This window comes from Rhodococcus sp. AB351 (genome assembly GCF_049538275.1).
GTDB lineage: Bacteria > Actinomycetota > Actinomycetes > Mycobacteriales > Mycobacteriaceae > Rhodococcus.
Map to the genome: position 1 here is coordinate 56,215 of NZ_JBMVFW010000001.1, position 24,185 is coordinate 80,399.

At 64.5% G+C, this 24,185-nt stretch carries 27 protein-coding genes; 11 read left to right on the top strand and 16 right to left on the bottom strand.

Going from position 1 to position 24,185, the window contains the following annotated elements; genetic code table 11:
* Positions 1 to 173: 173 nt before the first annotated feature.
* A complete protein-coding gene (locus tag ACPCXD_RS00295) occupies positions 174 to 1,238 on the top strand; it encodes a potassium channel family protein (protein WP_423658798.1) in 1,065 nt (354 codons plus the stop codon).
* A 61-nt stretch (positions 1,239 to 1,299) separates the two neighbouring features.
* On the opposite strand, the gene ACPCXD_RS00300 is transcribed toward ACPCXD_RS00295, so the two are convergent.
* Complete coding sequence (locus ACPCXD_RS00300) at positions 1,300 to 2,817, bottom strand: APC family permease (RefSeq protein ID WP_514132883.1); 1,518 nt, start codon at positions 2,815 to 2,817, stop codon at positions 1,300 to 1,302.
* Positions 2,818 to 2,871: 54 nt separating this feature from the next.
* On the opposite strand from ACPCXD_RS00300, the gene ACPCXD_RS00305 reads away from it, so the two are divergent.
* A complete protein-coding gene (locus ACPCXD_RS00305; RefSeq protein ID WP_088898131.1) occupies positions 2,872 to 3,078 on the top strand; it encodes a hypothetical protein in 207 nt (68 codons plus the stop codon).
* Between the two features lie 506 nt (positions 3,079 to 3,584).
* Positions 3,585 to 4,073, top strand: coding sequence for a universal stress protein (locus ACPCXD_RS00310; protein ID WP_423657796.1), 489 nt, complete (start codon positions 3,585 to 3,587; stop codon positions 4,071 to 4,073).
* A gap of 80 nt (positions 4,074 to 4,153) precedes the next feature.
* On the opposite strand, the gene ACPCXD_RS00315 is transcribed toward ACPCXD_RS00310, so the two are convergent.
* A complete protein-coding gene (locus ACPCXD_RS00315) occupies positions 4,154 to 4,603 on the bottom strand; it encodes a transposase (protein ID WP_423657797.1) in 450 nt (149 codons plus the stop codon).
* Positions 4,604 to 4,654: 51 nt separating this feature from the next.
* On the opposite strand from ACPCXD_RS00315, the gene ACPCXD_RS00320 reads away from it, so the two are divergent.
* Complete coding sequence (locus ACPCXD_RS00320; RefSeq protein WP_423657799.1) at positions 4,655 to 4,855, top strand: hypothetical protein; 201 nt, start codon at positions 4,655 to 4,657, stop codon at positions 4,853 to 4,855.
* 51 nt (positions 4,856 to 4,906) lie between these two features.
* On the opposite strand, the gene ACPCXD_RS00325 is transcribed toward ACPCXD_RS00320, so the two are convergent.
* Positions 4,907 to 5,368 (bottom strand): response regulator, encoded by a 462-nt coding sequence (locus ACPCXD_RS00325; RefSeq protein WP_423657801.1) that lies wholly within the window; start codon positions 5,366 to 5,368, stop codon positions 4,907 to 4,909.
* Positions 5,369 to 5,526: 158 nt separating this feature from the next.
* Here ACPCXD_RS00325 and ACPCXD_RS00330 point away from each other — a divergent pair, with 158 nt between their 5' ends.
* Positions 5,527 to 5,901 carry a DUF1330 domain-containing protein gene (locus ACPCXD_RS00330; protein ID WP_423657803.1) on the top strand — a complete coding sequence of 125 codons (375 nt, stop codon included), beginning with the start codon at positions 5,527 to 5,529 and terminating at the stop codon, positions 5,899 to 5,901.
* Between the two features lie 374 nt (positions 5,902 to 6,275).
* Positions 6,276 to 6,683: a four-helix bundle copper-binding protein gene (locus ACPCXD_RS00335; protein WP_088898128.1), complete on the top strand. Its 408-nt coding sequence runs from the start codon at positions 6,276 to 6,278 to the stop codon at positions 6,681 to 6,683.
* A 29-nt stretch (positions 6,684 to 6,712) separates the two neighbouring features.
* On the opposite strand, the gene ACPCXD_RS00340 is transcribed toward ACPCXD_RS00335, so the two are convergent.
* From ACPCXD_RS00340 to ACPCXD_RS00350, 3 genes are all read right to left on the bottom strand, one after another.
* Positions 6,713 to 7,597: a potassium channel family protein gene (locus ACPCXD_RS00340; RefSeq protein ID WP_423657805.1), complete on the bottom strand. Its 885-nt coding sequence runs from the start codon at positions 7,595 to 7,597 to the stop codon at positions 6,713 to 6,715.
* Between the two features lie 6 nt (positions 7,598 to 7,603).
* Positions 7,604 to 8,851 carry a cation:proton antiporter domain-containing protein gene (locus ACPCXD_RS00345; protein WP_423658802.1) on the bottom strand — a complete coding sequence of 416 codons (1,248 nt, stop codon included), beginning with the start codon at positions 8,849 to 8,851 and terminating at the stop codon, positions 7,604 to 7,606.
* 88 nt (positions 8,852 to 8,939) lie between these two features.
* Complete coding sequence (locus tag ACPCXD_RS00350; protein WP_423657807.1) at positions 8,940 to 9,239, bottom strand: YrhK family protein; 300 nt, start codon at positions 9,237 to 9,239, stop codon at positions 8,940 to 8,942.
* A 43-nt stretch (positions 9,240 to 9,282) separates the two neighbouring features.
* Here ACPCXD_RS00350 and ACPCXD_RS00355 point away from each other — a divergent pair, with 43 nt between their 5' ends.
* The 3 genes from ACPCXD_RS00355 (at position 9,283) to ACPCXD_RS00365 (ending at position 11,848) form a co-directional block, all read left to right on the top strand.
* Positions 9,283 to 9,837: a DUF421 domain-containing protein gene (locus ACPCXD_RS00355; protein ID WP_219130590.1), complete on the top strand. Its 555-nt coding sequence runs from the start codon at positions 9,283 to 9,285 to the stop codon at positions 9,835 to 9,837.
* Positions 9,838 to 9,853: 16 nt separating this feature from the next.
* Positions 9,854 to 11,272: a DUF2254 domain-containing protein gene (locus ACPCXD_RS00360; RefSeq protein WP_423657809.1), complete on the top strand. Its 1,419-nt coding sequence runs from the start codon at positions 9,854 to 9,856 to the stop codon at positions 11,270 to 11,272.
* A gap of 105 nt (positions 11,273 to 11,377) precedes the next feature.
* Positions 11,378 to 11,848 (top strand): DUF4383 domain-containing protein, encoded by a 471-nt coding sequence (locus ACPCXD_RS00365; RefSeq protein WP_231782007.1) that lies wholly within the window; start codon positions 11,378 to 11,380, stop codon positions 11,846 to 11,848.
* A 220-nt stretch (positions 11,849 to 12,068) separates the two neighbouring features.
* Here the strand turns inward: ACPCXD_RS00365 and ACPCXD_RS00370 are convergent, their stop codons facing one another.
* The gene (locus ACPCXD_RS00370; RefSeq protein ID WP_423657811.1) at positions 12,069 to 12,560 is read right to left on the bottom strand and encodes a hypothetical protein; all 492 of its coding nucleotides are present in this window, start codon (positions 12,558 to 12,560) and stop codon (positions 12,069 to 12,071) included.
* Positions 12,561 to 12,768: 208 nt separating this feature from the next.
* On the opposite strand from ACPCXD_RS00370, the gene ACPCXD_RS00375 reads away from it, so the two are divergent.
* Positions 12,769 to 13,577 (top strand): IS5 family transposase gene (locus ACPCXD_RS00375; RefSeq protein ID WP_423658805.1). Its coding sequence is split into 2 segments (ribosomal slippage): positions 12,769 to 13,117 and positions 13,117 to 13,577, totalling 810 coding nucleotides; the frame shifts between segments, so codons are not numbered across the junction.
* A 267-nt stretch (positions 13,578 to 13,844) separates the two neighbouring features.
* Here ACPCXD_RS00375 and ACPCXD_RS00380 read toward each other — a convergent pair.
* From ACPCXD_RS00380 to ACPCXD_RS00390, 3 genes are all read right to left on the bottom strand, one after another.
* Entirely contained in the window at positions 13,845 to 14,651 is an 807-nt protein-coding gene (locus tag ACPCXD_RS00380; protein ID WP_423657813.1) for an SDR family NAD(P)-dependent oxidoreductase, read from the bottom strand.
* Between the two features lie 119 nt (positions 14,652 to 14,770).
* Positions 14,771 to 15,604 carry a VOC family protein gene (locus ACPCXD_RS00385; RefSeq protein WP_423657815.1) on the bottom strand — a complete coding sequence of 278 codons (834 nt, stop codon included), beginning with the start codon at positions 15,602 to 15,604 and terminating at the stop codon, positions 14,771 to 14,773.
* A 28-nt stretch (positions 15,605 to 15,632) separates the two neighbouring features.
* Positions 15,633 to 16,919 carry a purine-cytosine permease family protein gene (locus tag ACPCXD_RS00390; protein WP_423657817.1) on the bottom strand — a complete coding sequence of 429 codons (1,287 nt, stop codon included), beginning with the start codon at positions 16,917 to 16,919 and terminating at the stop codon, positions 15,633 to 15,635.
* Positions 16,920 to 17,285: 366 nt separating this feature from the next.
* On the opposite strand from ACPCXD_RS00390, the gene ACPCXD_RS00395 reads away from it, so the two are divergent.
* Positions 17,286 to 18,125 (top strand): GntR family transcriptional regulator, encoded by an 840-nt coding sequence (locus ACPCXD_RS00395; protein ID WP_423657819.1) that lies wholly within the window; start codon positions 17,286 to 17,288, stop codon positions 18,123 to 18,125.
* Here ACPCXD_RS00395 and ACPCXD_RS00400 read toward each other — a convergent pair.
* The 6 genes from ACPCXD_RS00400 to ACPCXD_RS00425 form a co-directional block, all read right to left on the bottom strand.
* Positions 18,111 to 20,045: an oxidoreductase gene (locus ACPCXD_RS00400; RefSeq protein WP_423657820.1), complete on the bottom strand. Its 1,935-nt coding sequence runs from the start codon at positions 20,043 to 20,045 to the stop codon at positions 18,111 to 18,113. The genes ACPCXD_RS00395 and ACPCXD_RS00400 overlap by 15 nt on opposite strands.
* Before the next feature lie 212 nt (positions 20,046 to 20,257).
* Entirely contained in the window at positions 20,258 to 21,007 is a 750-nt protein-coding gene (locus ACPCXD_RS00405) for a maleate cis-trans isomerase family protein (RefSeq protein ID WP_423657822.1), read from the bottom strand.
* A 7-nt stretch (positions 21,008 to 21,014) separates the two neighbouring features.
* Positions 21,015 to 21,884 (bottom strand): GntR family transcriptional regulator, encoded by an 870-nt coding sequence (locus ACPCXD_RS00410; RefSeq protein WP_423657824.1) that lies wholly within the window; start codon positions 21,882 to 21,884, stop codon positions 21,015 to 21,017.
* Positions 21,881 to 22,156, bottom strand: a complete 276-nt coding sequence (locus ACPCXD_RS00415) for a hypothetical protein (RefSeq protein ID WP_423657826.1) — start codon at positions 22,154 to 22,156, stop codon at positions 21,881 to 21,883. Before ACPCXD_RS00415 ends, ACPCXD_RS00410 begins: the two co-directional genes overlap by 4 nt.
* Positions 22,149 to 23,042 (bottom strand): carbon-nitrogen hydrolase family protein, encoded by an 894-nt coding sequence (locus ACPCXD_RS00420; protein ID WP_423657828.1) that lies wholly within the window; start codon positions 23,040 to 23,042, stop codon positions 22,149 to 22,151. The genes ACPCXD_RS00415 and ACPCXD_RS00420 overlap by 8 nt, the downstream gene beginning before the upstream one ends.
* Positions 23,039 to 24,181 (bottom strand): DODA-type extradiol aromatic ring-opening family dioxygenase, encoded by a 1,143-nt coding sequence (locus ACPCXD_RS00425; RefSeq protein ID WP_423657830.1) that lies wholly within the window; start codon positions 24,179 to 24,181, stop codon positions 23,039 to 23,041. The genes ACPCXD_RS00420 and ACPCXD_RS00425 overlap by 4 nt, the downstream gene beginning before the upstream one ends.
* Positions 24,182 to 24,185: the final 4 nt, after the last annotated feature.

The window sequence follows — 24,185 nt, forward strand, 5'->3', positions numbered from 1 at the left end:
TTGGCTTCCCGCCCGGCACTGCCGGCGAACCCGGACGCGTTAGGGTGCTCGGCGAGATGCAGGCAATATGGGTGAGGGAGCGAGCAGCGCAGCAACAATGCTGCGGCGACGCCGCGATCGACCAGGCGTGCGGCGGTCGCGGCCGGTGCGATCGGCCATGCGGGAAGACGGTGATGACCGGGCCGGGCAGGCGCGCAGCGCGCCCCGATGCCCTCACCGACCGCCCGAGTTTCGCCCTCACCGGCATCGTTCGGGTGCCGCAGCGGCAGGCCAGCCCGGGGCGGGCCATCGTCCGCCGAATCGGATCCGCCCTGGCCGCTCTGGCGGCGGTGGTCGTGGTGGTCTACCTCGACCGGGACGGTTACACCGATGTGCGCGGTGATGGTCTGTCCCTGTTCGACTGTCTCTACTACGCGACGGTGTCGTTGTCGACCACCGGATACGGGGACATCGCTCCGGTGACCGATACCGCGCGTCTGGTCAACGTTGTTCTCATCACTCCGCTGCGGATCTTCTTTCTCATCGTGCTGGTCGGCACCACCTTGTCGGTCCTGACCGAGACCTCGCGGCAGGCGCGGCGGATCCGGCGGTGGCGCCGCCGAGCGCGTCATCACACGATCATGATCGGCTACGGCACCACCGGTCGTGCGGCAATCGACGCGATGCTCGCCGAGGGCCGCGACCCGGCGCAGATCGTGGTGGTGGACAGCGACCCGGCCGCGCAGGCCGCCGCAGCCGCACGAGGGCTGGTGACCATCGCAGGATCGGCCATCAAAGCCGATGTGCTGCGACTGGCCGGAGCGGGGCGCGCCACCGCCGTTGTGGTGGCGGTCGACCGGGACGACACCGCGGTGCTGGTGACCTTGTCGATCCGCGAGATCGCTCCGACCGTACCGGTTACCGTGGCGATCCGTGAGTCGGCGAATGTGCGTGCCGCGCGTCGCGCCGGTGCGGATTCGGTGGTGTTGTCCTCGGAAACCGCCGGACGCATGCTCGGTTTGGCCGTGGCGACCCCGACGGGCGCCGAACTCGTCGACGAGTTGCTCACCTCCGAGACAGGTCCTGCGCTCACCGAACGGCAGGTGCGGGCCGAGGAGATCGGGTGTGCACCGCACGGGCTGCCCGATCCGGTCGTCGCGGTGGTGCGCAACGGGCAGCTGTTGCGCGCCGGCGCGAGCGAGGCGGGGGTGCTCGAGGCCGGGGACCGGTTGGTGCAGGTGCGCCGCCTCGTCGGCTGAGTCGAGATCCGGCAGGCGGGGTTACGCGGGAGAAGGACCCCGGCAGATGGACGGCATCGTCTCAGCTCGCCTCGGACGTTGCCGAACTGTTCTGTCCGGGATCGTCGTGGGGGTGGCGCCGCGCATTCACCGCCTGGGCGGCGATGATCACTGCTGCCACCGCGGCGGTGATGACCACCGTGAACCAGTCGCTGCGGGCTTTCATCACGACGAACGGAACGAGCACGAGCACATCGAGTGCGATGGCCACCGCCGGAATCCACACGGTGAACTCGACCCGGTGGCGCAGTCGGCGGATCATTCCCCAGTGGATGGCGATGTCCATCGACAGATAGAGCATCGCCCCGAGCGCCGCGATCCGGCTCAGGTCGAACAGGCTCGCCGTCACCAGTGCCAGCGTGGCGGTGATGAGCAGAGACTGCCGGTTCAGCGCCACCGGCACACCCGGGACTTGTTTCATCTCGCGCAGCATGTCGTACAGCCGGGAGACGGAGAACAGACTCGCCACCAGACCCGACAACGTCGCTACGACGGCTACGGCTACTGTCAACCACACCCCCCACGAGCCGAACAGGGGTTCGGCGGCCTCGGCGAGGGCGTAGTCGCGGGCGGCAAGGATTTGCGGGACCGAAAGGCTTCCAACGACGGCGACGGTCAACAACAGGTAGATCACGGTGCATACCGCGATTGCGATCACGATCGAGCGAGCGATATTGCGTTCGGGATTGCGGATGTCCGAACCCTGATTGGTGATGGTGGTAAAGCCCTTGTAGGCCAGGATGCACAACGTTACACCGGCCAGAAATCCCCACAGACCACTGTCCGGCGGGGTGCCGCCGGGGCGTCCCAGCAGCGCATCCGACAGCGCCGACATCCCGGTGGCGATGATTCCGGCCACCGCCAGCACACCGATGCCGGCGATCTTGAGCGCTGCGGTGACCGTGGCCGAGCCTTCCACCCATCGGTTGCCCACCAGATTGACGATCGTGGCCGCCACGATCGCCGTGACGGCGAGCACCGGCACCCACACCGCAGAGCCCTGCATCCCGAACGGGCGCAGCAGATAGGTACCGAACGTTCGGGCCAGCAAACTCTCGGCCAAGATCATCGAGACGTACATGAACAACGAGAACGACCCGGCAATCACCCCGGGACCGTAGGCGGCGGTGAGGATCATCGCGATTCCGCCCGAGGAGGGATCGGTGCTCGAATAGCGCACATACGAATACGCGCTGAACGCCACCACGACCGCGCCGGCGACGAACGCCCACGGTATCGCGGAGCCGGCCAGTTCGGCGACCTGACCGACCAGGGCGAAGATGCCCGCCCCGATCATCACCCCGGTGCCCAACGCGATCGAGCCGATCAGCGACAGTTTCTTGGTCTCGCCGGTGCTGGAAGACATCACAGATCCCTCCGTTCCGCGTGCGCGCCTCCGGTGCGGAGATCGCCCGCTGTGCCCGTCGCACCACAGGCCGATCCGCTCTCGCGGCTGCGCCCACGGTGCCCCGATGACTCGACACTCGATCCGGATACACGAGCGCCGTCCTAGCGAAACCTTCGGCTCGGCAATCGCCATCACGACGACCGGGGTGTTTGGGCTTCTCGCGTGTGGCCCGTAGGGTGCAGGCCCATGGCACTACCCTCCTTCGACATCGATACCCGCATGGCCTATCACGTTGCGCAACAGAATATTTTGCAACGACTCGACGCCGGCGCCGACATCGACGACGTGCGTGCACAGTGGCGGCAGACCATCGACCGCATCATCGACCACCGGATCGCCGGCGAGGATGCACTGGTATTCGTCCGAGCTCCCGAACTGGGCGCCGACCGTTAGACACGGGGATGCGTACCGGTCGCTCCAGCCTGACAGGTGTCGCGCACCCCCGAGGTCAGCGGCGATACCTCGGATCGTCGCGCCGGGTGCGGACTCGCACCACTCGACCGCCTGACGCCGGAACACCTCCGAGTCGTTCTTTCGTGAGATGACCGAAGATCATCTCGCTTCCCCAACAGGTGCTGGATTCAGAGTGTCCAAGAACCAGGGTCAAGGCCCGCACTCGCGTACAGACCTCCGCCGCTCAGCTGGTCACTGCTACGCGTCAGGGTGATCACGGTATTGCGCGACGGACAGCGCGATGCACGCCCTCGCCGCTTCGAGATTTCGCACCAGTGTCATCGAGCAGGCGTAAAATTTGCCACACCCGGGACACGTGCCGAACACGGCGTCCCGGATCGCAGGCCACCGATCCCCTTGATGCGGAATCGAGCGATATCACAGCCGGCGATATCCGTCTGTACCGCCGACAACAGCGACAGGGGGGCGAGGAGAGGGCATCGCGTGTGAGCGAGGACCAGAAGGACCGCATCGTCGTGGGTGTGGACGGTTCCGAACCGTCGAAACAAGCTTTACGATGGGCCAGTTTCCTAGCACTGTCTGCGGGACTGAGCATCGACGTGGTGTCGGCTTGGCACATTCCCTGGACATCGGCCGAAGGATGGCCCGCAAACCTGGATCCCGAACAAGAGACCGCGCAGATGCTGGATAAGGCGATACGAGACGTCCTCGGCGCAGAACCAGCCGTGCCTGTGCGACAGCGTGTCCATCGTGGAAGCGCTGCAGCCGTCCTCCTCGACGCCAGCCGCAATGCCCGATTGCTGACTGTCGGCAGCCGCGGCCACGGGGGATTCAGCGGCCTACTCTTGGGCTCGGTCAGCATGGCCTGTGCCGAACACGCCCCTTGTCCGATTCTGATCGTTCACGGCGACGACCCGCCCCCTGCTGCCGGGGCCGCGCCCAAACTGCAGAACGTGGCCGAGCGAACCGATTGATGCCGCATCATGCAATGTTTGCCTTGTCGATGATCTCGCGTAGCCGCCGATCCTCGGCGTGGTTGTTGCGCCAGATGGTGTCACGGCGGATCATCGACGCCTGCGTGCGGTGACTTCCGTGGTCGGTGCCGTCGAGCGCGAAGTACCGCAACGCGGTGAACTGCGCCTCGATCCCGGTTCAACCACGGGCTGTTCGTCGGGATGTACGCGAACTCGACGTTGTTCGCTTCCCCCACCGAGCGACCCGTTGGCACTTTACTCGTGGTCAGGTGCGGTGAGAAGTTGTCACGCACGATCGCGATACGGACATCGGCCGAGTACAGGCTGCGCAGGTATCGGCAGAACTCGAGGAACTTGGTGCGGTTCTTCGTCGCCTTCACATGCTCGTACAGCTTGTCCTCGCCCAAGTTGTAGGCGGCGAACAGATGCCGCTCTCGCGGCTGCGCCCACGGTGCCCCGATGACTCGAGGCGCGATCCGGATACACGAGCGCCGTCCTAGCGAAACCTTCGGCTCGGCAATCGCCTTCACGACGACCAGGGTGTTTGGGCTTCTCGCGTGTGGCCCGTAGGGTGCAGGCCCATGCCCTCCTTCGACATCGATACCCGCATGGCCTATCACGTTGCGCAACAGAATATTTTGCAACGACTCGACGCCGGCGCCGACATCGACGCGGTGCGTGCACAGTGGCGGCAGACCATCGACCGCATCATCGACCACCGGATCGCCGGCGAGGATGCACTGGTATTCGTCCGAGCTCCCGAACTGGGCGCCGACCGTTAGACACGGGGATGCGTCACCTCAGGTGCGCGCAGCCCGCGTCGGCGCATCGCCTCACGGTGCGTCGGAGATCGGCGGCCGATGGGGCAGACGCACTACGTGCAGGAAGAAGTTGTCGATCGTGCGGATCACGCCCGCGAACTGATCGAAGTCGACGGGTTTGGTGATGTAGGCGTTGGCGTGCAGCCGGTAGCTGCGTAACAGGTCTTCTTCGGCTGCGGAGGAGGTCAACACCACCACGGGGATGGCAGACAGTTCCGGATCGGCCTTGATCCGGGCTAATACCTCGCGGCCGTCGAGACGGGGCAGATTCAGATCGAGCAGGATCAGATCCGGGCCGGGTGCCTCCCTGTACGGGCCCTGCCGGTACAGGAATTGCAGTGCCTGCTCGCCGGTACGCACCACGTGCACGACGTTGGTGATCTTGTGGTCGGCGAAGGCTTCCCGGGTCATCAACTCGTCTTCGGGATCGTCTTCGACGAGCAGAACGACGATGGGATCGGCAGCATCGGTCATCGTCTCTGCCTTCCGGTGGGGAGGACACGGCAGGGTGCACGCACGCGGTCGACGGTACGTCACCGCCGGTGCACCTGTCCTGCATGCCCATCCCGGTGAAGACACCAATTGCGGCAATCGGGCGCGAGCGCGAGCGCGGGCTGTGTCAGACTGCGGGCATGGCTGTCGATCCGCGGGGTGCCGACCTGAAACGTTTTCTTGCCGAGGATCCCGGTGGGCCGGTGGTGATGCTGAATCTGCTGCGTTTCGCCGACGGCGGACGGGAACTCTACGACCGGTACGCCGCAGCGCTGCACGAGAGGTTTCTGCCACGCTACGGCGGGGAGGTCCTCTACGCCGGGGACGGCTCGACCGCGCTGGTCGCCGAGCCGGGGCAACAGTGGGATGCGGTGCTGCTGGTGCGCTATCCCTCCCGCAGCGCGTTTTCACAGATGGTCGCCGACCCCGACTACCAGCAGGTGACCACCTGGCGCACCGAGGCACTGACCGAAGCGGTGCTGCAGGCCACCGTGCCGTGGCCCGAGAGCTCCTGACCAGCAGCGCTCCTGAGCAGCGACCCCCCGACCGTCGGGCTCGGCCCGGCAGCCTTCGTCGTGCAGCCGCCGGACGGCACCGACCCGTCGGGGCACCGTGATAGGCGAGGAGTGGCGCGCGGTCATCGGTGCGCACCGCCGAACCGCACACCACCCCCGCACAGCCCATTGTTACCCGCTGTCCACAGCGGTGTCCGATGAACGACCCCACCTGACCTTTCGATTCTCCTGGGCTGGTCCACCGCGGCGGCGGTACTGTCGGGCACCGAAAAATCTGTACGACATGTTGAGAGTGTGCTTGTTCGGGTACGCGACAGACGAAGCGGAACTTGCTGTTCCGTGAGAAGCCGTCACCCGAGGAAAGGAGCACTGTCATGGGCACTGCAGCGAGCATGCTCGAGAGCTATCCGAAGAATGTGGGCGACATCGACACGGGCGTGTTGGCCGCCTGCATCGAGGCGTGTACCGACTGCGCGCAGACGTGCACCGCCTGCGCCGACGCGTGCCTGGCCGAGGACACCGTCGCCGACCTGACCACCTGCATCCGCACCGACCTCGACTGCGCCGACCTGTGTGCGGCGACCGCCCGGATCCTCTCGCGCCAGACCGGCAACAACGCGACGGTCACCAAGGCCGTGCTCGAGGCCTGCGCCACCGCCTGCCAGGTCTGTGGCGACGAATGCGACCGGCACAGTTCCCATCACGAGCACTGCCGGATCTGCGCCGAGGCGTGCCGGCACTGTGAGCAGGCCTGCCGCGATCTGCTCGCCGCCCTCAACTGACCTGCTCACGCAGCATCGCCGGCGCCGGGTCACCGTGGTGTGGTCCGGTGCCGGTGGTCGGCGGCGTAGGCAGCGCAGATCTGTTCGATCGATCCTCCGGTGTGCAGATAGCGGCTATCGAGATAGCCGGTGAGCGACCCGAGTTGCTGCTCGAGCCGCACTGCGGCGCGGCGCACCTCCATCGCCGTCGATGCCTCCCCGGCCCGAACCAGAGAGGGAGCGTGCCCGAGCATCGCGGCCAGGGACCGATCGGAGTCGGCGTCGCGGAAGAAGTACGTTTCGCCATACTGCCGCAGATCGAACTCCACGGTGGTCAACGCCTCGGTGAGCTCGTCGAGTAGCGCGCACGCAATGCTCGCCTCTCCACGGCGGGCAACCTCGGTCGAATCGGTCGAGATCAGCAGATGCACGGTCCGGGCGGCGGCGCGGCGGCGGATCAGCGCCGGGTAGATCTGCAGGATCCACGAGATCGCCGCGGTGAACAGCACGAACCCGATCAACGCCTGCACCGGGAGCAGCAGCCGCAGCACCGGATAGACGGGGGTGATGTCGCCGTAGCCGAGGGTGGCCACGGTCACCAGCGACAGATACAGCGACGCCACCGGATCGGATGACGACTGCGGCTGCAGCGCAGAGGCAAAGGAGAAACCGCCCGGCATGTGCGGCAGGTAGATCAGCGCCCACCCGGTCACGATCAGCGCCGCCCACAGCAACACCGCGGCAATCATGCCCAGCGGTCCGGCGGAGCCGAGCGCCCGACCGTGGCGGCGGATCCTCCCGGCGATCGACCAGATGATTCGGAACACCCAGCGGCTCAGCGTGCCCAGCCCGTGCGGATGCCACAAGGTCGCATAGATATCCCGCAGCGCCACCGCGACGAGCGCCGCGCCGAGCGCGCTGAGTAACCACGTCATTGCCGTCTACCTCCGGTCCCTAGCGCGCGTCGGCTGCACCCGATCGACTCTTCCTGTTACGGCCCGAACGTAGAGGTTGCGCCCGGCTGCGGCGGTGAGACCGAACGCCACTGTGCTCGCGGTCAGCACGAGCGTACCGGCGCCGAGCACGGCGTCGTCGACGCCGAGGCGTTCGGCTTCCATCGTCAGATAGAACAATGCGGACACCCCCACCGGCCCGAACCAGCCGAGATACACCGCGTCGGGCAGCGGTAGATGCAGTGGCCGTCGCAACAACAGCACGATCGGGATCCGCCGCAGAAGCAGGACAGCGACCACCAAGGCGGGCGCCGTCCAGCCCAGCTGCGCCCACTGCTGCCACGGCAGCGCCGCGCCGAGCAGGAAGAACAACGGCAACACCACGAACCGATTGACGGCCTCGTCGATCTCGACCTCCGCGGCACGCTCGGCGCCGGTGCCGACCAGGTTGAACGCCAGGCCACCGACGAACACGGCGAGCACCCCGTCGACGTGCAGCAGCCCAGCCACCCCGAGAATGCCCAGCGCCAGCACGACGGTGAACAACAACGCCGGCCCGTGTGCGGTGGCGCCGTGGCGGGCGCCGAGGCGCAGGGCCGCACCGCCGACCGCGCCGACAATCGCGCCGACGGCCAAGGCGCCGAGCACCTGCCACAGTGATTCGGTGACCGCCGCCCCGGCACCGAGGGGACCGGCGACCGCGATTGCCGCAAGTACCAGCGGCAGCGCCAGGCCGTCGTTCGCACCGGATTCGAGCGACAGTAACTGCCGGTCCCGGGCGGGCAGGTCCCGTTCGGCGAACTCCCCGGTGACCACACTCGACGCCAACACCGGATCGGTCGGGCAGATCGCGGCCCCGAACAACAGCGCCGCAGCCAGGGGTAGGCCGGCGAGCGCCCAGCCGAGTCCGGCCGAAATTGCCGCCATCGCGGGCATGACGACCAGCAGCAACACCGCCAGGGCGCGGCGGTGGCGACGCAGCGCGGCGATGGGATAACGCAACGCAACCGCCATCACCGAGACCGCCAGCAGGATCCGGGCGAGCTCGTGGAACAGGCCGTGTTCCTCCGTTACCGGTGTGATCGGCACGGCGTCGAGCAGCTGGGGGCCGAGCAGTATCCCGGCGACCAGACCGAGCAGCGGTTCGGACAGCGGCAGGCGGCGCATCGTCGAGGAGATCGCTGCCACGATTACCCCGAGTCCGCCGACCACGGCGAGAACGACATCGATGTGCATGACGATCGCATTCCCGGATCGACGCATCGCAATCGTCACCCATCCGAACGATGGTGACTCGGGGGAGTGCGGGCCGAGATTCGGAGAATCAGAAGTCGTAGTCGCGGTCGGTGGGAGCGGAGCGGTGTCCCAGCCGCCGCAGATGCGTGCGCCGGCTCAGGCGGATCACGGGCCGGGCGAGAAAATCGAGCGAACCGAGCAGGAACAGCCAGGTGCCGGCGGTCTGGGTGGAGTCGAAGAAGAACAACACGCTGCCGATGGTGAAGAACACCGCGATCAGGACGTCGTTGACGATCGAGGCCGTCTCGTATCGGTGGTCGATCACGACCTGCTCCCGGCCGACGGACAGTTGCAGCGACGGATCTGTTCGGGTGCGATCGGTGGCCATGGCCGGGCGAGTACCCGCGTGCCGGTGCGGGTATGCCCGACGAATGTGGTTCGGAAGCTGGTCCGATCTGATGCGGGTGGTGCTCGTCGGTGCGGCCGCCTATCTCTGGCTGGTGGTCGTACTGCGAATCTCGGGAAAACGAACCCTGGCCAAACTCAACGCCTTCGACCTGGTCGTGACCGTCGCGCTCGGTTCGACGCTGGCGACGATCCTGCTCAGCTCCGATGTGTCGTGGTCCGAGGGCGCGGTGGCACTGGTGCTGTTGGCGGCGCTGCAGTATCTGGCCGCGTTCGTCTCCTCCCGCCGACCCCGCGTGCGCACGGTGCTCACCGCCGATCCCACCCTCCTCGTCGAGGATGGAGTGCTGCTCGACCGGGCGCTGGCGCAGCAGCGGGTCAGTCCCGGGGAGGTGCGCCAAGCGGTGCGTGCCTCCGGGTTCGGAGACTTGGCTCAGGTCGCGGCGGTGGTACTCGAAACGGACGGCAGCTTCAGTGTGATCGCCTGCGAGCAGCGCGGTGACGGCTCGGCCCTCCAGGACGTGGCCCGCCCCGCAGACGACGACCGGCGACCCGATACGCATGATGGAGACCGTCGATGACGCCCCGGAGGCTCCCATGACCGGCGAGAGCACCGGGCACACGAATCCGCTCGAGGTGCTACGTCGGCGGCGCCGCGTGCTGGCCGAGGCCCTGCGCTCGCGCCTGTGGCCGTTGCCGGCCGTGGCGGTGCTGCTCGCGGTCCTCGCCGGGATCGGCGTGCCCGAACTCGACACCGCCGTCGACGACCACATGCCCCCGGCAGTGGCCGGCTATCTGTTCGGTGGTGGCGCCGACGCGGCCCGGGAGGTGCTCGGCGCGATCGCCGCCTCGCTCATCACCGTCACTTCGTTGACGTTTTCCCTCACATTGGTGACCTTGCAGCTGGCCAGCAGCCAATACTCGCCGCGGCTGCTGCGTACCTTCGCCGCCGACCGGGTCGTGCAACGCACCCTGGCGTTGTTCCTGAGCACCTTCATCTACGCGCTGACGGTGCTGCGAACAGTCCGCAACGAGACCGGCACCGACACCAACGAATTCGTGCCCCCACTGGCCGTGACCCTGGCGTATGCCCTGACCGTCGCCAGCGTGGTGGCGCTGGTGCTCTTCCTCGGCCATCTGGTCCGGCAGATCCGCATCGAAACCATCCTCGACCAGGTACGCGCCGACACCTGCGCGACCGCCGCGCACATCCTGCCCCGGGCCACCGCCGACAACGGCCCTGCACAACCGCTACCCGAACCGCCACCGCACGCCCACCTCGTCGACGCGACCGGTTCCGGATTCGTGATCGAAATCGACGAACACACCGTCCTTACCGCAGCGGTGCACGCCGACGCGCTGGTACGGATCGATCGTCCGGTGGGCAGCCCCCTCGTGGCGGGAACACCGATCGCGCGCTGCTGGCCCGCCCACCCACAACACCCCCTGGCCGGCGAGACACTCGACCGGCTCGCCGACCAGATCCGCGACGCGGTACGCACCGGCAGCGAACGGACCACCGCCCAGGACGTCGGCTACGGGCTGCGTCAGCTCACCGATGTGGTGGTGCGGGCCCTGTCCCCGGGTATCAACGATCCGACCACCGCGGTGCACGGACTGGTTGCGTGCACCGCAGTGCTTGTCGAATTGCTGCCCGCTCGCCTGGGGCCGTATACGGTGTGCGACTCCGATGACCGGGCGCGCGTGGTGATCGCGCGCCCGACCTTCGCCGACCTGCTGGATCTGGTATGTACGCAGCCGCGGCTCTACGGCGCCACCGACCCCGAGGTCCTCGGGGCACTGCTGTCGATGCTGCACCTGTTGGTATGGAAGGCGACCACCGAGGAGCACCGCAGCGCAATCCACGATCAACTCGTCCTGGTACGTGATCGGATCAACGCCCACGACGGCACAACCCGCCTCCATCTCGAGCGCCGTGCCCGCGATGTCGAGGAAACCTTCACACACCGTTGGGCATCCCCGGGCCCCGCACCGCAGCCGTCGGATACACACTGATGGTCCTCGACCTACGCCGTCCCCGGCGGTTTGGTGCTGAGCGACGCCGGAAAACCTATACGGAAGAAGCGCATGCTGCATCGACCGTGCGAAAGGGGGCGCATGATGACTTCTCCATCGTCCCGCCCGACTCGACGCTCACTCACCGCGACCCCGGTCCAGACCGCCGCGCTGGTTGTCGGCGCCGTGTTCCTGCTCGTCGGCATCCTCGGGTTCATTCCGGGTGTCACCTCCGACCTCGACCATCTCGCCGGTGCCGGACACAGCTCCGGCGCAATGTTGTTCGGACTGTTCCAGGTGTCCGTGCTGCACAACCTCGTCCACGTGCTCTACGGCATCGCCGGGATCACTTCGGCCCGCATTCCCTCCGCTGCAGGGATCTACCTGCTCCTCGGCGGACTGATCTACCTCGGGCTGTGGGTGTTCGGACTCCTGCTCGACAAAGACGGCGCGATCAACTTCATCCCGCTCAACCACGCCGACGACTGGCTGCACTTCACCCTCGGTGTCGGCATGATCGGACTCGGCATCCTGCTCACCCGCGGACGCCACGCCGACGAGCGTGCACTGTCCTGACGAACACCCTTCGATCGGTTCGAAAGGTCCTAGTCGATGAGCACCGAGCGTGGAACCGCTCAGCGTCGGCGTGCCTACTGCGACATTTTCCGACCCCGCGAGCCCGGAGAGAGTAGTAACTCGCATCCATTAACTGACCGTTTCAGAATGACCTAACGTGTTCGCGGGGTTGTCCGCTCGACAACGGAATCAACTCGATCCTGCCTGCCAGCAGCAGTTTCTAGTAGCCCATCACTGCGTGTGCGCTGCGATGCTGGACGATACGAGGCGGCGCGTACGGTGCTGGCCAAATCTGCAGCTTGTATCGCTCGACCACCTCGTCGACGACGAGATCCCACGCCAGGTCGCGTCCTGCGGCATAGGCGCGGACCCGATAGGTTCCGGTGCCGGCCGAAAGCACCGTGTCCGGGAATCCATCGACGGGTTCCTCCGCGCCGGTGAGGACCGTGGCGATATCCGAGTAGGTCTGCAGCGATGCTTCCTCAATGTCCTCCCATCCGTTGTCGACGAGATCGGGAGCATCACCGAGGACCTCGACCTGCAGGTCGAGTGGTCCCATGGACATCCCCGTGTACACGTAGACCATCCCGGTGTCGGCAGCGAGCAGACCGAAGCCGGGCTCGGGCAGCGGAGGGAGTTCTTCCCAGGCCCGATCGTCCGCGTCTTTCACACAGAACATCCGGTCGACGCTGGCTCTGCCGGTGTACAACATCGTGCCTCTCTCCTTTTGCTCTCCTTTTGCAACCGGAGCAGTCGATCAGCAGATGACTGACCGTACCTCTCGGTGGTCCGTGCGCCTCGCGCATCATAGGAAGAGGCCGGCTGATTGCCGAGGTGATGCGGTGTGAAGCAACTGGGATTACATCATCCGATTATGTGGATCGGTGGCGCTCGAGGTCCGCGTCAGGCACAGTGTCCCGGTGCTATATGATCTTGTTCCTGACGATCTGTGGCAGCGGATAGCACCATTGTTGCCACCTCGACCTGCGCGCCGTTCCCGCTTCCCGGGCCGCAAACCCATCGACGATCGTGTCGCGCTCGGTGGCGTCCTGTTCGTTCTGCGCACCAATGTGAGCTGGCGTGATGTTCCGGCCGAGACGATCGGATGCAGCGGCATCACCTGCTGGCGCAGGCTGCGGGAATGGACCGAGGCCGGGGTGTGGCCGCGACTACACGCTCTGCTGCTCTCCGAACTCCGTACCGCGAAGCTGCTGGACATGGACGACGTCGCGGTCGACGGCTCGCACGTGCGAGCCCTCAAAGGGGGGCTCATACGGGTCCGTCACCAGTCGATCGGGGCCGACCGGGCAGCAAACATCATGTGCTCGTCGACCGGCACGGCACACCGCTGGTGGTGACGCTGACCGGCGGGAACCGGCACGATGTCACCCAGCTACTGCCGCTGATCGAGGCGATACCGCACATTCGGGGGCGGCGAGGCAGACCGCGACGCCGGCCACGTCGGGTGTTCGCCGATCGTGGTTACGACTACGACAAGTACCGTGCTCTGCTGCGCCGGCGCGGCATCACGCCGAAGATCGCTCGCCGCGGCGTCGCGCACGGTTCCGGTCTGGGCAAGGTCCGCTGGGTCGTCGAGCGCACCTTCGCGTGGCTGCACCAGTTCAAACGCTTGCGCGTCCGCTCGGAGGTACGAGCCGACCTACACCAAGGGCTACTTGAACTCGCCTGCAGCATCATCTGTTTGAGACGACTACGGAAGTCATTCTGAAACGGTCAGTAACGAGCTCGATCATCTCGACGGGGGAGTGCTCCCGGGCCGCAGGACGGCGCTGATGGTCGGTGCCATCCGCACGCAGCTCTCCCGCAGAGATCAATCATGGCTAACCCGATTATCCATCAAGTTTATGTCGAAGGGTCGGGCAGTTGCCGCGGAGAGCCGGCGCGCCCTCGGCGGGAAGGGACGAGGTCCGGTACAGAACGTTTCGAGGGGCAGGCATTGATCGACGTAAAGGCCCGGGCGAGCCCCCGGAGGGCTTCACCTGGGCCGCACCGGCACGCGGCCACCGGGCCTGGCAATACCGCGGACTGCGAGGCCGCTGTCCGCAGTCACGAGAGTGCCTGTCATGGCAGCGGAGTCGTGTCGAGAGGCGAGCGTAGTGAAGATACTGTCGTAGGCATCGGTCGGGGCTACCGCCTGCAATGGCAAGGCTGTGTCGGTGCCTTCGAGGACGGAGTTTGCGGATTCCTGTCCTAGTGCGCTCGTCCCACGTAGTCGAGTGGGTGCAACACCAGGTGCTACACCATTGACTCTGACGTCTGGTGCAAGTTCGTAGGCGAGTTGGCGAATTAGGCCGTGTACTGCGTGTTTGGAGGCCGTGTACAGAGGGCCGCCTCCGGCAGCGTTGGTGCTGGCGAAAGAGCCGGTCAGGATGATATTGCCGCGCGAGGCAATCAATGCGTCGAGGCACGCTCGTACGCCGAGCAGCGGGGCGAGGACGTTGACGCCGAATAGTTCATTGAATGCGGTAGGTAGTACGTTTCCGGGAATGTCTTCAAGGGGGCGTGCGCTGTCGGTGATGCCGGCATTGCCGACAAAAACGTCGATCCGGCCCCAGCGCTCGAGTGCGGCGTCGGCTGCTATCTGATTTCCTTCCCAGGTCGCGACGTCGGTGACGACCGGGACGACGGCCGGTCCGAGGGTGTCGGCGAGGTCGTGTACTCGATCGGAGATGTCGACGGCGACGACGGAGGCACCCTCGGAGACGTAGCGGGCGACGACTGAACGGCCGATTCCTGCTGCGGCGCCGGTCAATACGACGATTTGTCCGTCCAATGCTCCCATGGTGTTTCGTTTGCTCCTCGTTGTTGTCCACTGGGAGTGTCCCGAGTGGACGGATGAGTCCGGGCTGCCGACGTAAGGCGCGGGTATTGCACCGGCACCCCGGTGGATGTGGGTGAATGTCAGTAGGGGAGTCTCGAGCGGGCTTCTTCCCGGACGGCCCGTTCTTCCTGGGGCAAGGTGAAGAGCGTCAATTGACGGCCGTCGCCTCCGGTCATCCGCAGGCAGTCCTGATCCCAGGGAGTGTGGACGATTTCTCCGGTGCGTCCGACACCGGTGGACTCGAGTCTCTTTGCAAGGGATTCGATTTCGGTTCGGTCACGTACTTCGACACGGAGTGCATGGTCGGTGCCGGTCCGTTGTCCGGTCTCCGAGTCGTCGACGAGGTCCCATTGCGGGCCGTCGAACAGTTCGATGGCGGCGGGAGCAACGCCGAACAGGATTCCACGTTGTCCGCCGGGGTGGGTCCATTCGTCGACCACGGGGAGTCCGAGCCCGTCGCGGTAGGTGTGGACAGCTTCGTCGAGGTCGTCGACGCGCAGGCAGATCCTCAGTTCGTCGAAGGCGCGCACGGTGTCGGTCGGGTGCCGTTGGGGGCGGCTGATCAGAACGTAGATTTGTCCGTCGGGGGCGCGAAAGTGTGACCAGGCTGTTCCCCACGAGTCGGCGACGCCTGTGTGTACATCGCCGAGGAACTCTACGCCTTTGGTCTCGAGTTCGGCGCGCACTTCCCGGACGTCGTCGACAAGGAGGCCGGGTACCGGGTGTTCGAAGAAGGAATGGTCGTCGTCGGTCGGTTTGAACACCTCGAAGGCGCTGCCGTCCGGGAACGCGAAGACGACTGCGTTCTCCTGGTCGAGTGTCATCGTCAGGCCGAGTTTGTCGGCGACGAAATCACGCATGGCGGTGAAGTTGGCGGTGCGGGAACCGACCCATCCGAGACCGTAGATTTTCATGAAAGAATTTTCCTTTCAACTTGTTTCGTCAATGGGAGGATTGGGAGGGGACGGCGAGTTCGGTCCCGTCCGAATCCGTGATGGGTGCCGTTCGTCTGGGGCCGAAGGTCAAGTAGATGACTGTGTAGAGCACGATCGACAGTGCCAGGGAGATCAACTGTGCCGATTGGGCCAGTACTGGCGGAACGATGTCGTTTTCCAATAGGAAGATGCCCACGAGGGCCGGTACGATCCAGGCGATCAGGCCTCGTCCGATGCGGGGCAGTTGGGTGTCGTCGTAGACGGGTCCTTCGGTGCGGTCGGTGGCATCGAGTACGAAGTGGGTGAGCACCACGCCGACCCAGCCGACGGCGAGCAGGCCTTGCCAGGTCAGGGCTGCTTGTAGGTAGCTGAATACATCGGTGAGCATCAACAGGAAGACGAGGGTGGCGACGCCGGAGACCCACACTGCGCGGTGGAGTCGGATCGAGGTGAAACCGCTGAGGATGCGTTCGAAGTTGGTGGTGGAGACGTAGTAGTTCAGGCTGTTGACGCGGGTTTGAGAGACCACGATGAACAGGAGACCGGCAAATCCGAGGCTTGCGAGGATGGCCAGGACCACGCCGATTTCGGAGGCTTCTTGGTCGGGAAGTACGGTCTGCACGAGGTAGATGCCGGCAAGGCCGTTGATCAGGAACAGGACCAGGTAGAACACTCCGCCGAAGGTGACGACTTCGTGGAAGCGTTCATCCTCTTTCCTGGCGAAACGTGCGAAATCGACAGTGGTCGGCATGTTCACGAAGATGCCCATGTACAGGATCGCCGATAGCACCCAGCCGGGGAGTGAGCGGCCTTCGGCGGGGACGATCCCGCTGTAGTCCAGCCAGGAGGAGTCGGAGCCGAACTTGATATGGGCGGCGATCACGGCTGCGATCAGGCCTATGAAGTAGAACGGCAACAGGACGCCGTTGAGTTTGCCCATCCAGGACTGGACGCTGCCGAGCATCAGCGGCAGCATTGCGAGAACGACCACGGCGTACCAGATACGGATGTCGCCGGCGTCGAAGTAGGCCTGGAAGGCCACCGCGAGGGTGCTCGACTCGAATACCGCGTAGTAGAGCACGGTTGCTGCGAGCAGCAATGCTGTCAGAAAGGCGCCCCATCGTCCGAAGATGGTCTTGGTGAGCAGGGTGGAGTTCAGTCCGTGGCGTATTCCTAGTCGCGTCATCGCGGCGTTGATCACGGCAAAGGCGATTGTCGCAAGCACGATCGCGATGATTGCGTCGCGGGTTCCGTAGAGGCTTGCGGCGAGGGCGCCGTAGAACAGCCAGACCATTGCACTGAGCAGAGACCAGAACGACATGGTGACCTGCCATCGGCCGAGGCGGATGGTGGTAGGTACCGCGACGGTACTGAAGTTCTCGTCGGGGGTGCTTCCGGCAGAGTCCTTGCTGGGGGGCGATAGAGCGGGCAACGCACACCTCCAAGTGTGTACATAACTGAATACAGTTCCATTGAGTGTAGGGAGAATCACGTTAAATGGAACCCCCCTCGGGTAACGGATGCGTTTCCGTTGCGGCCCAACGGTTGACGCGGAGATTCAAGAGACTGTGGCGCGTGCCGGGTTCCGCAGAGGGACACGATCTCTACGTAGAGGTGCAAACTGTATGCAGATTGCTACGGCACACGATCAAGGACGGTCATGACTTCCAACACCGCGCGTATTCGATCCGGAACCACAGTCGATGATCTCTGCAAAGCCTTGCAAGACCGAATCATCTCAGGGGAGTACCCGCCCGGTCAGCGCATGTCCCAAGAACAATTGGCTGCCGAATTCAACGTCAGCCGCACTCCGTTGCGCGAGGCGCTGCAGCGACTCGAAGCGGACGGTCTGCTCGTCGCACATGCTAATCGAGGGATGCATGTTGCTCCGATCGTCAACTCCGATACCGAACAGCACTACGCACTGCGACTACTGGTCGAACCACCCACGGTGGCGGCAATCATCGACACCCTCACTCAGGACGACATCGCTGCCATGCGGGCGGCATTGGCCGACATGAACGACAACCGAGGACACAGTCGGCGTTTCCAGATAGCGCACCAACGTTTCCACGACGTCGCACTGGTGCGCTACCCGCCGTCGTTCAGGGATCTGACTCGGTCCCTACACACGATGATCCACCGACACCAGAGTGTGTACCTCTCGCACCAGCGCACCCCCGACGACTTCGTCGAGCTGGACCAGGACTTCCTCAACGCCATCATCGCCCGCAACGCCGGCTCGGCCCGACGAATCATGGAGTTCCATCTCGTCGACGCGGCCGTGGGACTGGTCGTCGACGCCGACCCGGACCACGAATTCGACGCCCTGCTGGTGGCGATGCGTGGACGTGGCATCACACTCGACCACGACGAGGCGGGACGAGTTCAGCGTCCGGCGCGGATCTACTGGTCGGACGCTGACCCGGTACTACCCCATCGACAAACCTCGAACCTTCTGCTCGTCCCCCCACCGACCCGCGCCTCAGATCAGACGTGAGGCGAAAAACGCAGAGTGAATCGCATCGAACACCCGCCCCGGACGCTCGGCCGAACCCACAATATGAACCTCGAGTCCCGCGGCCCGCAACTCGGCCCCCAGCTCGTCGCCGGGAGCGGTCCGGCCGAGCGCCACCACGACGCTGTCGGCAGCGATCAACTCTTCCTCCCCGTCCGCGACCACGCGCACCCCGTCGGCCTCGACGGCCGTCACACGCGTGCCCAGACGGATATCCACACCGGCACCTTCGAGGAATGCAGGCAAACGTTCGACATCGGTGAACGCCTCGTTACCGCGCAGCAGTGATTCGCCCTGCTCGAGCAGAATCACCTTCGACGCTCCCGCTTCGGTGAGCCGCAGCGAGACCTCACACCCGTGCAGTCCACCACCGATCACCACGATCTGCCCCGCATACGGTGTGTCGGCACGGACCTCGGCGGCCGGAATGACCGGCAACGAACCGGTGATCGGAAAAGTGGCCTCACGTAGCGGAGCGCCGTTCGCCAGGACGACGGTATCGTAATCGCCTCGGAGGAGTTCAGAGGGCTCGGCTATGGTACGCAGCACCGTTACGCCCCGGCGCTCGACTTCGTGAATCAGGTGTGCAACCAGCGCCGACAAGTCCTGCTTGACCTTCGATCCCATTGCGTGTGTGAGCATCCCACCGAGCTGATTCGGTTCGAAGACAGTGACGTCGTGTCCCCGGTCGTGTAGGAGCGCGGCGCTTCGCAGACCGGCCGGCCCGCCACCGACCACGGCGACTCGTTTTTTGGTGGGAGACGATTCGACGGGGAAGCGTCCCTCCTCCGCCACGGTAGGGTTGACGCTACAGCCGACGCTACGGCCCTTGTTCAAGCCTCGGTCGAGGCAACCGTCGTTGCACCGAATGCACGGCGTGATTTCCAGGAGGCGGCCCTCACGGGTTTTGCGGGCCCAGTCCGGGTCGGCAAGCATCGCCCGGCCGAGAGAAACGAAGTCCGCGGACCCAGAGGCAATGATCTCTTCGGCTATCTCGGGACTGACCAGTGATCCCGAGGCGATCACCGGGATATCGACGGCTTCCTTGATTTGCTCCCACCCCCATCGGTGCGGAGCGCGGACCTGATACCAGGGGCTGACCTCCCATTCCATGCCGGCGTGATGGCCTCCCGAGGCATGGATGACGTCGGCCCCATGGGCTTCGAGCAGGCGGCACAGCTCGACAGTCTCTTCGACCGGAATGCCGTCGTCTTCATAGTCCGTCACCGACAGTCGGATACTCAGCGGAAAATCCCGTGGCACCGCGGCACGGATCGAATCGACGATGCGCAGCAGTAGGCGGGAGCGGTTCCTGAAGCTGCCGCCGTACTCATCAGTGCGGAAATTGGTGTGCGGCGAGAGGAAGTTGGTGATGAGGTAACCGTGCCCGGCATGCACTTCGACCAGGTCGAATCGTGCGGCGTGAGCACGGGCGGCAGCCTCTCCGAAGGCGATGACGACTCGGTCTATCTCGTCGAGAGTCATCGGCGTGGGGACGACGCCGTACTGCATCTCCACGTCCTTCCACGAGGAGTTCGACGCAGACTTGATCGGTGCGGTGCCGAGGAACTTCTGCCGACCGCCATGGGCAATCTGTAGTCCGACTTTGGCGCCTGTGGAATGCACTTCGTCGGCGAGCCAACCGAGTCCCGCAACGTGCTCGCGGCGGCTCACGCCGATCTGATTGTGAATCGCTTTGCTGGCGTCGTCGTCGACATGGCTGTACTCGACCATGGCCAGGCCGACTCCGCCCTCGCCGAGCCGTCGGTAATGGTTGACCGTGCGCTGGGTCACCGTGCCGTCCGAATTGGCGGTGGCGGTGCTCTGCGGGGACTTGATGATCCGGTTGGGAATCTCGAGGGTTCCGATCCGGCCCGGCTCGAAGAGCGCTTCAAATGTCATTGATGCTCCTGTTTTTCGTCCCGACACGCTGAGTCGACGAGACCGACGTGAATAGAGTTTGTGAGGCCGGTCGTACCGAACAGTCGTCGTTCCCGGCCTGGCTGGAGAAAAGTAATGAGCTGCTCCGAGCCTTCGATCGAGCCGACAGGGCTCGGAGCATGAACAGATCACCTGAGCACGAGGACGTCTTTGATCTGCTCGGCGGCACGACATCAGGGTGCGAGCAGAGCTCCGGCGCGCGGAACGACCGGGTCGAGGCCCAGGCTGCCAAGCAGGCGCCAGGTCGTGGCAGCCGCTGCAGACAACACCGGTATGTCGAACTGTTGCTGAAGGGGGTCGAGCACCGGTAGTGACGGCATTTGGACGCACGCACTGATGACCAGGGCGTCGGCGCCGCTGGTGTCCACCCGTGCCGCATGCTCGAGCAAATTCTGCGGATCCAGTCGGCCCACGGCCAGATTGTCCGGGACCTCCAGGCTCAGAGAGCCGGTTACCTCGAAACCTTCGTGCTCGATGTAGTCACACACAGTCTCGGTGAGGGGCTTCATATATGGGGTCACCACAGCAATCTTCTTGGCGCCGAGATGTGCCAGGGCTTCGGTGAGGGCACCGGCAGAGGAGAGCACGGGAATATCCTCACCGCTTTCTTCCTTTGCGACCCGAGCCAGGTTCGGTTCGGACTCATTGTGATATCCACGTCCCTGCGACATGATCGCCACTAGGCAGGCGTAGGCCATCGCATCGACTCGAGCATCAGCCAGTTCCGCGGCACACCGCAACGAGTCCGCGTCCATCGCGGCCAATTGCTCGGGGGTTACATGCTGCATCCGCATCCGTGACGCATGGAACGTGAAACGCTCGGGCCGGATCTCTTCCCGCGCGCGAAGCATCGCTGGAATCTCGGTCTCCATCGTCGTGTTCGAACTCGGAACGATCATTCCGATCCGATAGTTGTCCTTCATTTGCTTCCTATCCTTCGTTCTCAATGGGAAAGACCAACAGGGGTACTGGTCTCGGGTAGACCCGGTCCGGTCCAGCAGAGGTCAGATGTTTGGTACACAACTCGGGGAAATCATCGAAACGACCGTCTGCCCAATCAATTCGGGCGCGCCCTCCACGCCCGAGGTTATCGAGTGCGGACAGCGTGATGGGGGTGGCTTCGAGGGCTACGGGAAGCGAACTGAATGTATGACTCGGATCGCGGGTCATGATCATGCCCAATGCAGCGTCGAGCAGGTGGAATTCGAGCAGCTTCCGTGCGATGAGCACCTCCTGGTCGCGCACCGCAGCCAGGAACATCGCGTCGGTCTTCACCACGTCCCGTACCACATCGGCATCCGCGAAGTAAAGCTGCTGGTGGCGGTCGGTTACAGTGAGGTGCTCTTTTACGACACGGCTCATCGCCGGTGGATAGCGGCGCAGCATAATCCGGTGAAAACTCCGATGGGAATGTTGGAAGGCGCGTGCTGAGATGCCGGGTTTCCGCATCATGATCAGTGCGCCTTCCATGGCCGCGAGATCCCCGGGGGTGACCCGATCAATCATCGACGGCACGAGAGCCGGCTCGATCAGCAATCGCAAGGCGTACGATGCTTCGACATCTGATAACTCGAGTGGAGCTACCACCACTCCTTTGTTGATCCGGCTGATCACCAGTTTCTCCGATTCGAGGCGGCGCAGTGCCTCGCGTAGCGGAGTACGGGACACACTCAGGTCCGCTGCCAACTCGACTTGAGACAGTACGGTCCCTGGCCGATAGATTCCGGAGATGATCCGGTCTCGTACGGTCGCATGGATTTCATCGACCGCCAATCCTCGACGAGTCCCACTCGCTGTCACGAGCTCTCGTCGGATCCGAGTTGAGCTGCGATCATCGAGGTGAAGAAACCCGGTTCCTGCCCGGCAAGCACTTCCAGCATCATGGCGTCGAGCAAAATTCGTTTCTCCGCCCGCGGAACGTACAGCTCCAATCGTTCACCGTTGCGGGTCCAGACCTTGCGGTACTGCACCCCGGTGAACTCGTTGCCCACACCGTTCCAGTCGTCGGCTCGGACTACGCCCGTAGGTAAATCCTGCACCGGCAGTCGATCCGTTGCTGATGCCTCACTCATCGTCGCTCCTGTCGTAAGTGTCGCTTCCGATCGAAATGATCGTGGGTGTAGCGCCATACACGTCGAAGCCGCGTCGGCCGGCCAGGACCGGTAGCTTGGCTCGCGCCGCGCCTACTGCGTCGAGGTCGAGATCGACAACGGTCACCGCCGCGGGTGATTCTCCAAGGTCGGCGAGTACCTCACCCCACGGTGAGATCACCAGAGCATGACCATAGGTTTCAAATGCGTCCACGTACTCGGATGTCGGTGAATGCACGGTGGCGGGGGCCACCACGTAGGCGAGGTTCTCGATTGCACGGGCGCGTAGCAGCGTGTGCCAGTGAGCCTCGCCGGTGGACCTGACGAAAGCTGCAGGAACCAGGAGAACCTCGGCTCCGGCGGCAGCGAGTTCTCGGGACAGCTCTGGGAACCTGACGTCGTAGCAGATTGTCAGTCCGATACGTACCCCATCGACGTCGAGGAGAACCGGTGCGCTGCCCGGACGTTCTACCGAGGACGCTTCGAAGGACTGACCATCGATGTTGGCGTCGAACAGATGCAGCTTGTCGTACCGTCCTACGATAGTGCCGTCCCGGTCGACAACCAGAGCAGAGTTGTATATTCCATCGTTGGTCCGGTTCTTCATCCCGCCCAGCACAACCACGACGGAGTGCTGCCGGGCTGCGGCGCACAGTTCCTTGACCGGAACTGCGTCGAGGTCGAAGGCCGCCTCACGCATCGCCGTATTGGTGCCGAGCATCAGACCGTTCTCGGGAAGAACGACTATCGCCGCTCCGCTGCCGGCAGCCTCCTCGATCAGTTGCAACGCGGTAGACAGGTTCGCTTCCGGGTCTGCTGTTGCGTGCCACTGAGTCAGGCCCACCGCCAGGTGTCGAGATGTGGTCATAGCTGTACTTCCGTGTGTCCGGCAGGCTTTACGTTTCGCTCGGCAGCCGCCTGCGCAAGGTCCATGTTGACCACGGTCCAACCGCCACCCGAAGCTTCCATCGGCTCGTAGGCGTAGACCTCGCCACGCACGCCCGGACCGACCAGCCCGAGCATGATCATCCAGTTCATGATCTCGTACTGGCCATGCTCGAGTAGCGGGAACGGCTCCAACGAGCACATGTCGAGGCCGCGCCCGGTTTCGATCAACTTGAGTAGATATGTGTCGAACTCGACGTCCACACCACCGAAGTGGCCGGGGTCGAGCCAATGCGAAAGCCCGCCGGTGGCGAGGAAAGCGACCTTGAGACCGGACTGTTCGACGATTGGGCGCATTGCTTCACCGAAACGGCGCGCATTGAACGGTGAGAACGATCGTGCTGGTTGGGTGATCACCGGGATCACCGGCAGATCCGGTCGCGGAAGGATCAGCCGTAACGGCACGACAAGTCCGTGGTCGAGTTCGACATGTGGTGCCTCCTCCACCTCCTGACCCGCTGCGCGAACCGCGTCGGCGAGAGCGGTGGCGAAGGCTCGCTGCCCGACCAGGGTGAGGTCGAGGTCCGGGCGCTTGAAGAACTCCATCGAACCCTGGTGGCAATCGCCGGTGCCGATCACGAAGTGCCCTGTGTCGAAACTTTGGAAGTGGCAATCCGCAGAAACCAACAGTACGTCGGGATCAGCAGCGGTGAGGTCCTGCTTGAGTTTCTCATACCCCACGAGGAGTCGATCGACCGCGACTTCGGGATCGATCTCGGGCCTGGCCAGAAGATCCGGCACGTGCGAACAGCCGCCTGCGAAGACGAGGTTGTCCGGCAGTGCCGCTGCCGGCACTGGGATGGACTCGTCGACTACAAATCCACCTTGGCTGGAGGAGTCATTGAGGTCGTCCTTGAACCATCGGCTGACCAGGATCGTCAGCCCGTCGTTGAGGCCCACAGCGCGCAACCGGTCGCGGTTGCCGGTAATGATGATCTCGGCCCATTCCTGGTCGACACCAAGCAGTTCGCGGGCGCGCTCGGGCTGTGCCTTGATTGTGGCAAGCAGCTCTGTGTCGCGAGCCATGGCCAGAATGGCTTGTTCGATCGCGTTCTTGTCCATGATG

What these genes read in the sequence shown, in the direction of transcription:
- ACPCXD_RS00295 (WP_423658798.1), top strand. Translation starts at nt 174, where the DNA reads ATGACCGGGCCGGGCAGGCGCGCAGCGCGCCCCGATGCCCTCACCGAC.
- ACPCXD_RS00300 (WP_514132883.1), bottom strand. Translation starts at nt 2,817, where the DNA reads ATGGCGATTGCCGAGCCGAAGGTTTCGCTAGGACGGCGCTCGTGTATC.
- ACPCXD_RS00305 (WP_088898131.1), top strand. Translation starts at nt 2,872, where the DNA reads ATGGCACTACCCTCCTTCGACATCGATACCCGCATGGCCTATCACGTT.
- ACPCXD_RS00320 (WP_423657799.1), top strand. Translation starts at nt 4,655, where the DNA reads ATGCCCTCCTTCGACATCGATACCCGCATGGCCTATCACGTTGCGCAA.
- ACPCXD_RS00325 (WP_423657801.1), bottom strand. Translation starts at nt 5,368, where the DNA reads ATGACCGATGCTGCCGATCCCATCGTCGTTCTGCTCGTCGAAGACGAT.
- ACPCXD_RS00330 (WP_423657803.1), top strand. Translation starts at nt 5,527, where the DNA reads ATGGCTGTCGATCCGCGGGGTGCCGACCTGAAACGTTTTCTTGCCGAG.
- ACPCXD_RS00335 (WP_088898128.1), top strand. Translation starts at nt 6,276, where the DNA reads ATGGGCACTGCAGCGAGCATGCTCGAGAGCTATCCGAAGAATGTGGGC.
- ACPCXD_RS00340 (WP_423657805.1), bottom strand. Translation starts at nt 7,597, where the DNA reads ATGACGTGGTTACTCAGCGCGCTCGGCGCGGCGCTCGTCGCGGTGGCG.
- ACPCXD_RS00345 (WP_423658802.1), bottom strand. Translation starts at nt 8,851, where the DNA reads ATGCACATCGATGTCGTTCTCGCCGTGGTCGGCGGACTCGGGGTAATC.
- ACPCXD_RS00350 (WP_423657807.1), bottom strand. Translation starts at nt 9,239, where the DNA reads ATGGCCACCGATCGCACCCGAACAGATCCGTCGCTGCAACTGTCCGTC.
- ACPCXD_RS00355 (WP_219130590.1), top strand. Translation starts at nt 9,283, where the DNA reads ATGTGGTTCGGAAGCTGGTCCGATCTGATGCGGGTGGTGCTCGTCGGT.
- ACPCXD_RS00360 (WP_423657809.1), top strand. Translation starts at nt 9,854, where the DNA reads ATGACCGGCGAGAGCACCGGGCACACGAATCCGCTCGAGGTGCTACGT.
- ACPCXD_RS00365 (WP_231782007.1), top strand. Translation starts at nt 11,378, where the DNA reads ATGACTTCTCCATCGTCCCGCCCGACTCGACGCTCACTCACCGCGACC.
- ACPCXD_RS00370 (WP_423657811.1), bottom strand. Translation starts at nt 12,560, where the DNA reads ATGTTGTACACCGGCAGAGCCAGCGTCGACCGGATGTTCTGTGTGAAA.
- ACPCXD_RS00380 (WP_423657813.1), bottom strand. Translation starts at nt 14,651, where the DNA reads ATGGGAGCATTGGACGGACAAATCGTCGTATTGACCGGCGCCGCAGCA.
- ACPCXD_RS00385 (WP_423657815.1), bottom strand. Translation starts at nt 15,604, where the DNA reads ATGAAAATCTACGGTCTCGGATGGGTCGGTTCCCGCACCGCCAACTTC.
- ACPCXD_RS00390 (WP_423657817.1), bottom strand. Translation starts at nt 16,919, where the DNA reads ATGGTCTGGCTGTTCTACGGCGCCCTCGCCGCAAGCCTCTACGGAACC.
- ACPCXD_RS00395 (WP_423657819.1), top strand. Translation starts at nt 17,286, where the DNA reads ATGACTTCCAACACCGCGCGTATTCGATCCGGAACCACAGTCGATGAT.
- ACPCXD_RS00400 (WP_423657820.1), bottom strand. Translation starts at nt 20,045, where the DNA reads ATGACATTTGAAGCGCTCTTCGAGCCGGGCCGGATCGGAACCCTCGAG.
- ACPCXD_RS00405 (WP_423657822.1), bottom strand. Translation starts at nt 21,007, where the DNA reads ATGAAGGACAACTATCGGATCGGAATGATCGTTCCGAGTTCGAACACG.
- ACPCXD_RS00415 (WP_423657826.1), bottom strand. Translation starts at nt 22,156, where the DNA reads ATGAGTGAGGCATCAGCAACGGATCGACTGCCGGTGCAGGATTTACCT.
- ACPCXD_RS00420 (WP_423657828.1), bottom strand. Translation starts at nt 23,042, where the DNA reads ATGACCACATCTCGACACCTGGCGGTGGGCCTGACTCAGTGGCACGCA.
- ACPCXD_RS00425 (WP_423657830.1), bottom strand. Translation starts at nt 24,181, where the DNA reads ATGGACAAGAACGCGATCGAACAAGCCATTCTGGCCATGGCTCGCGAC.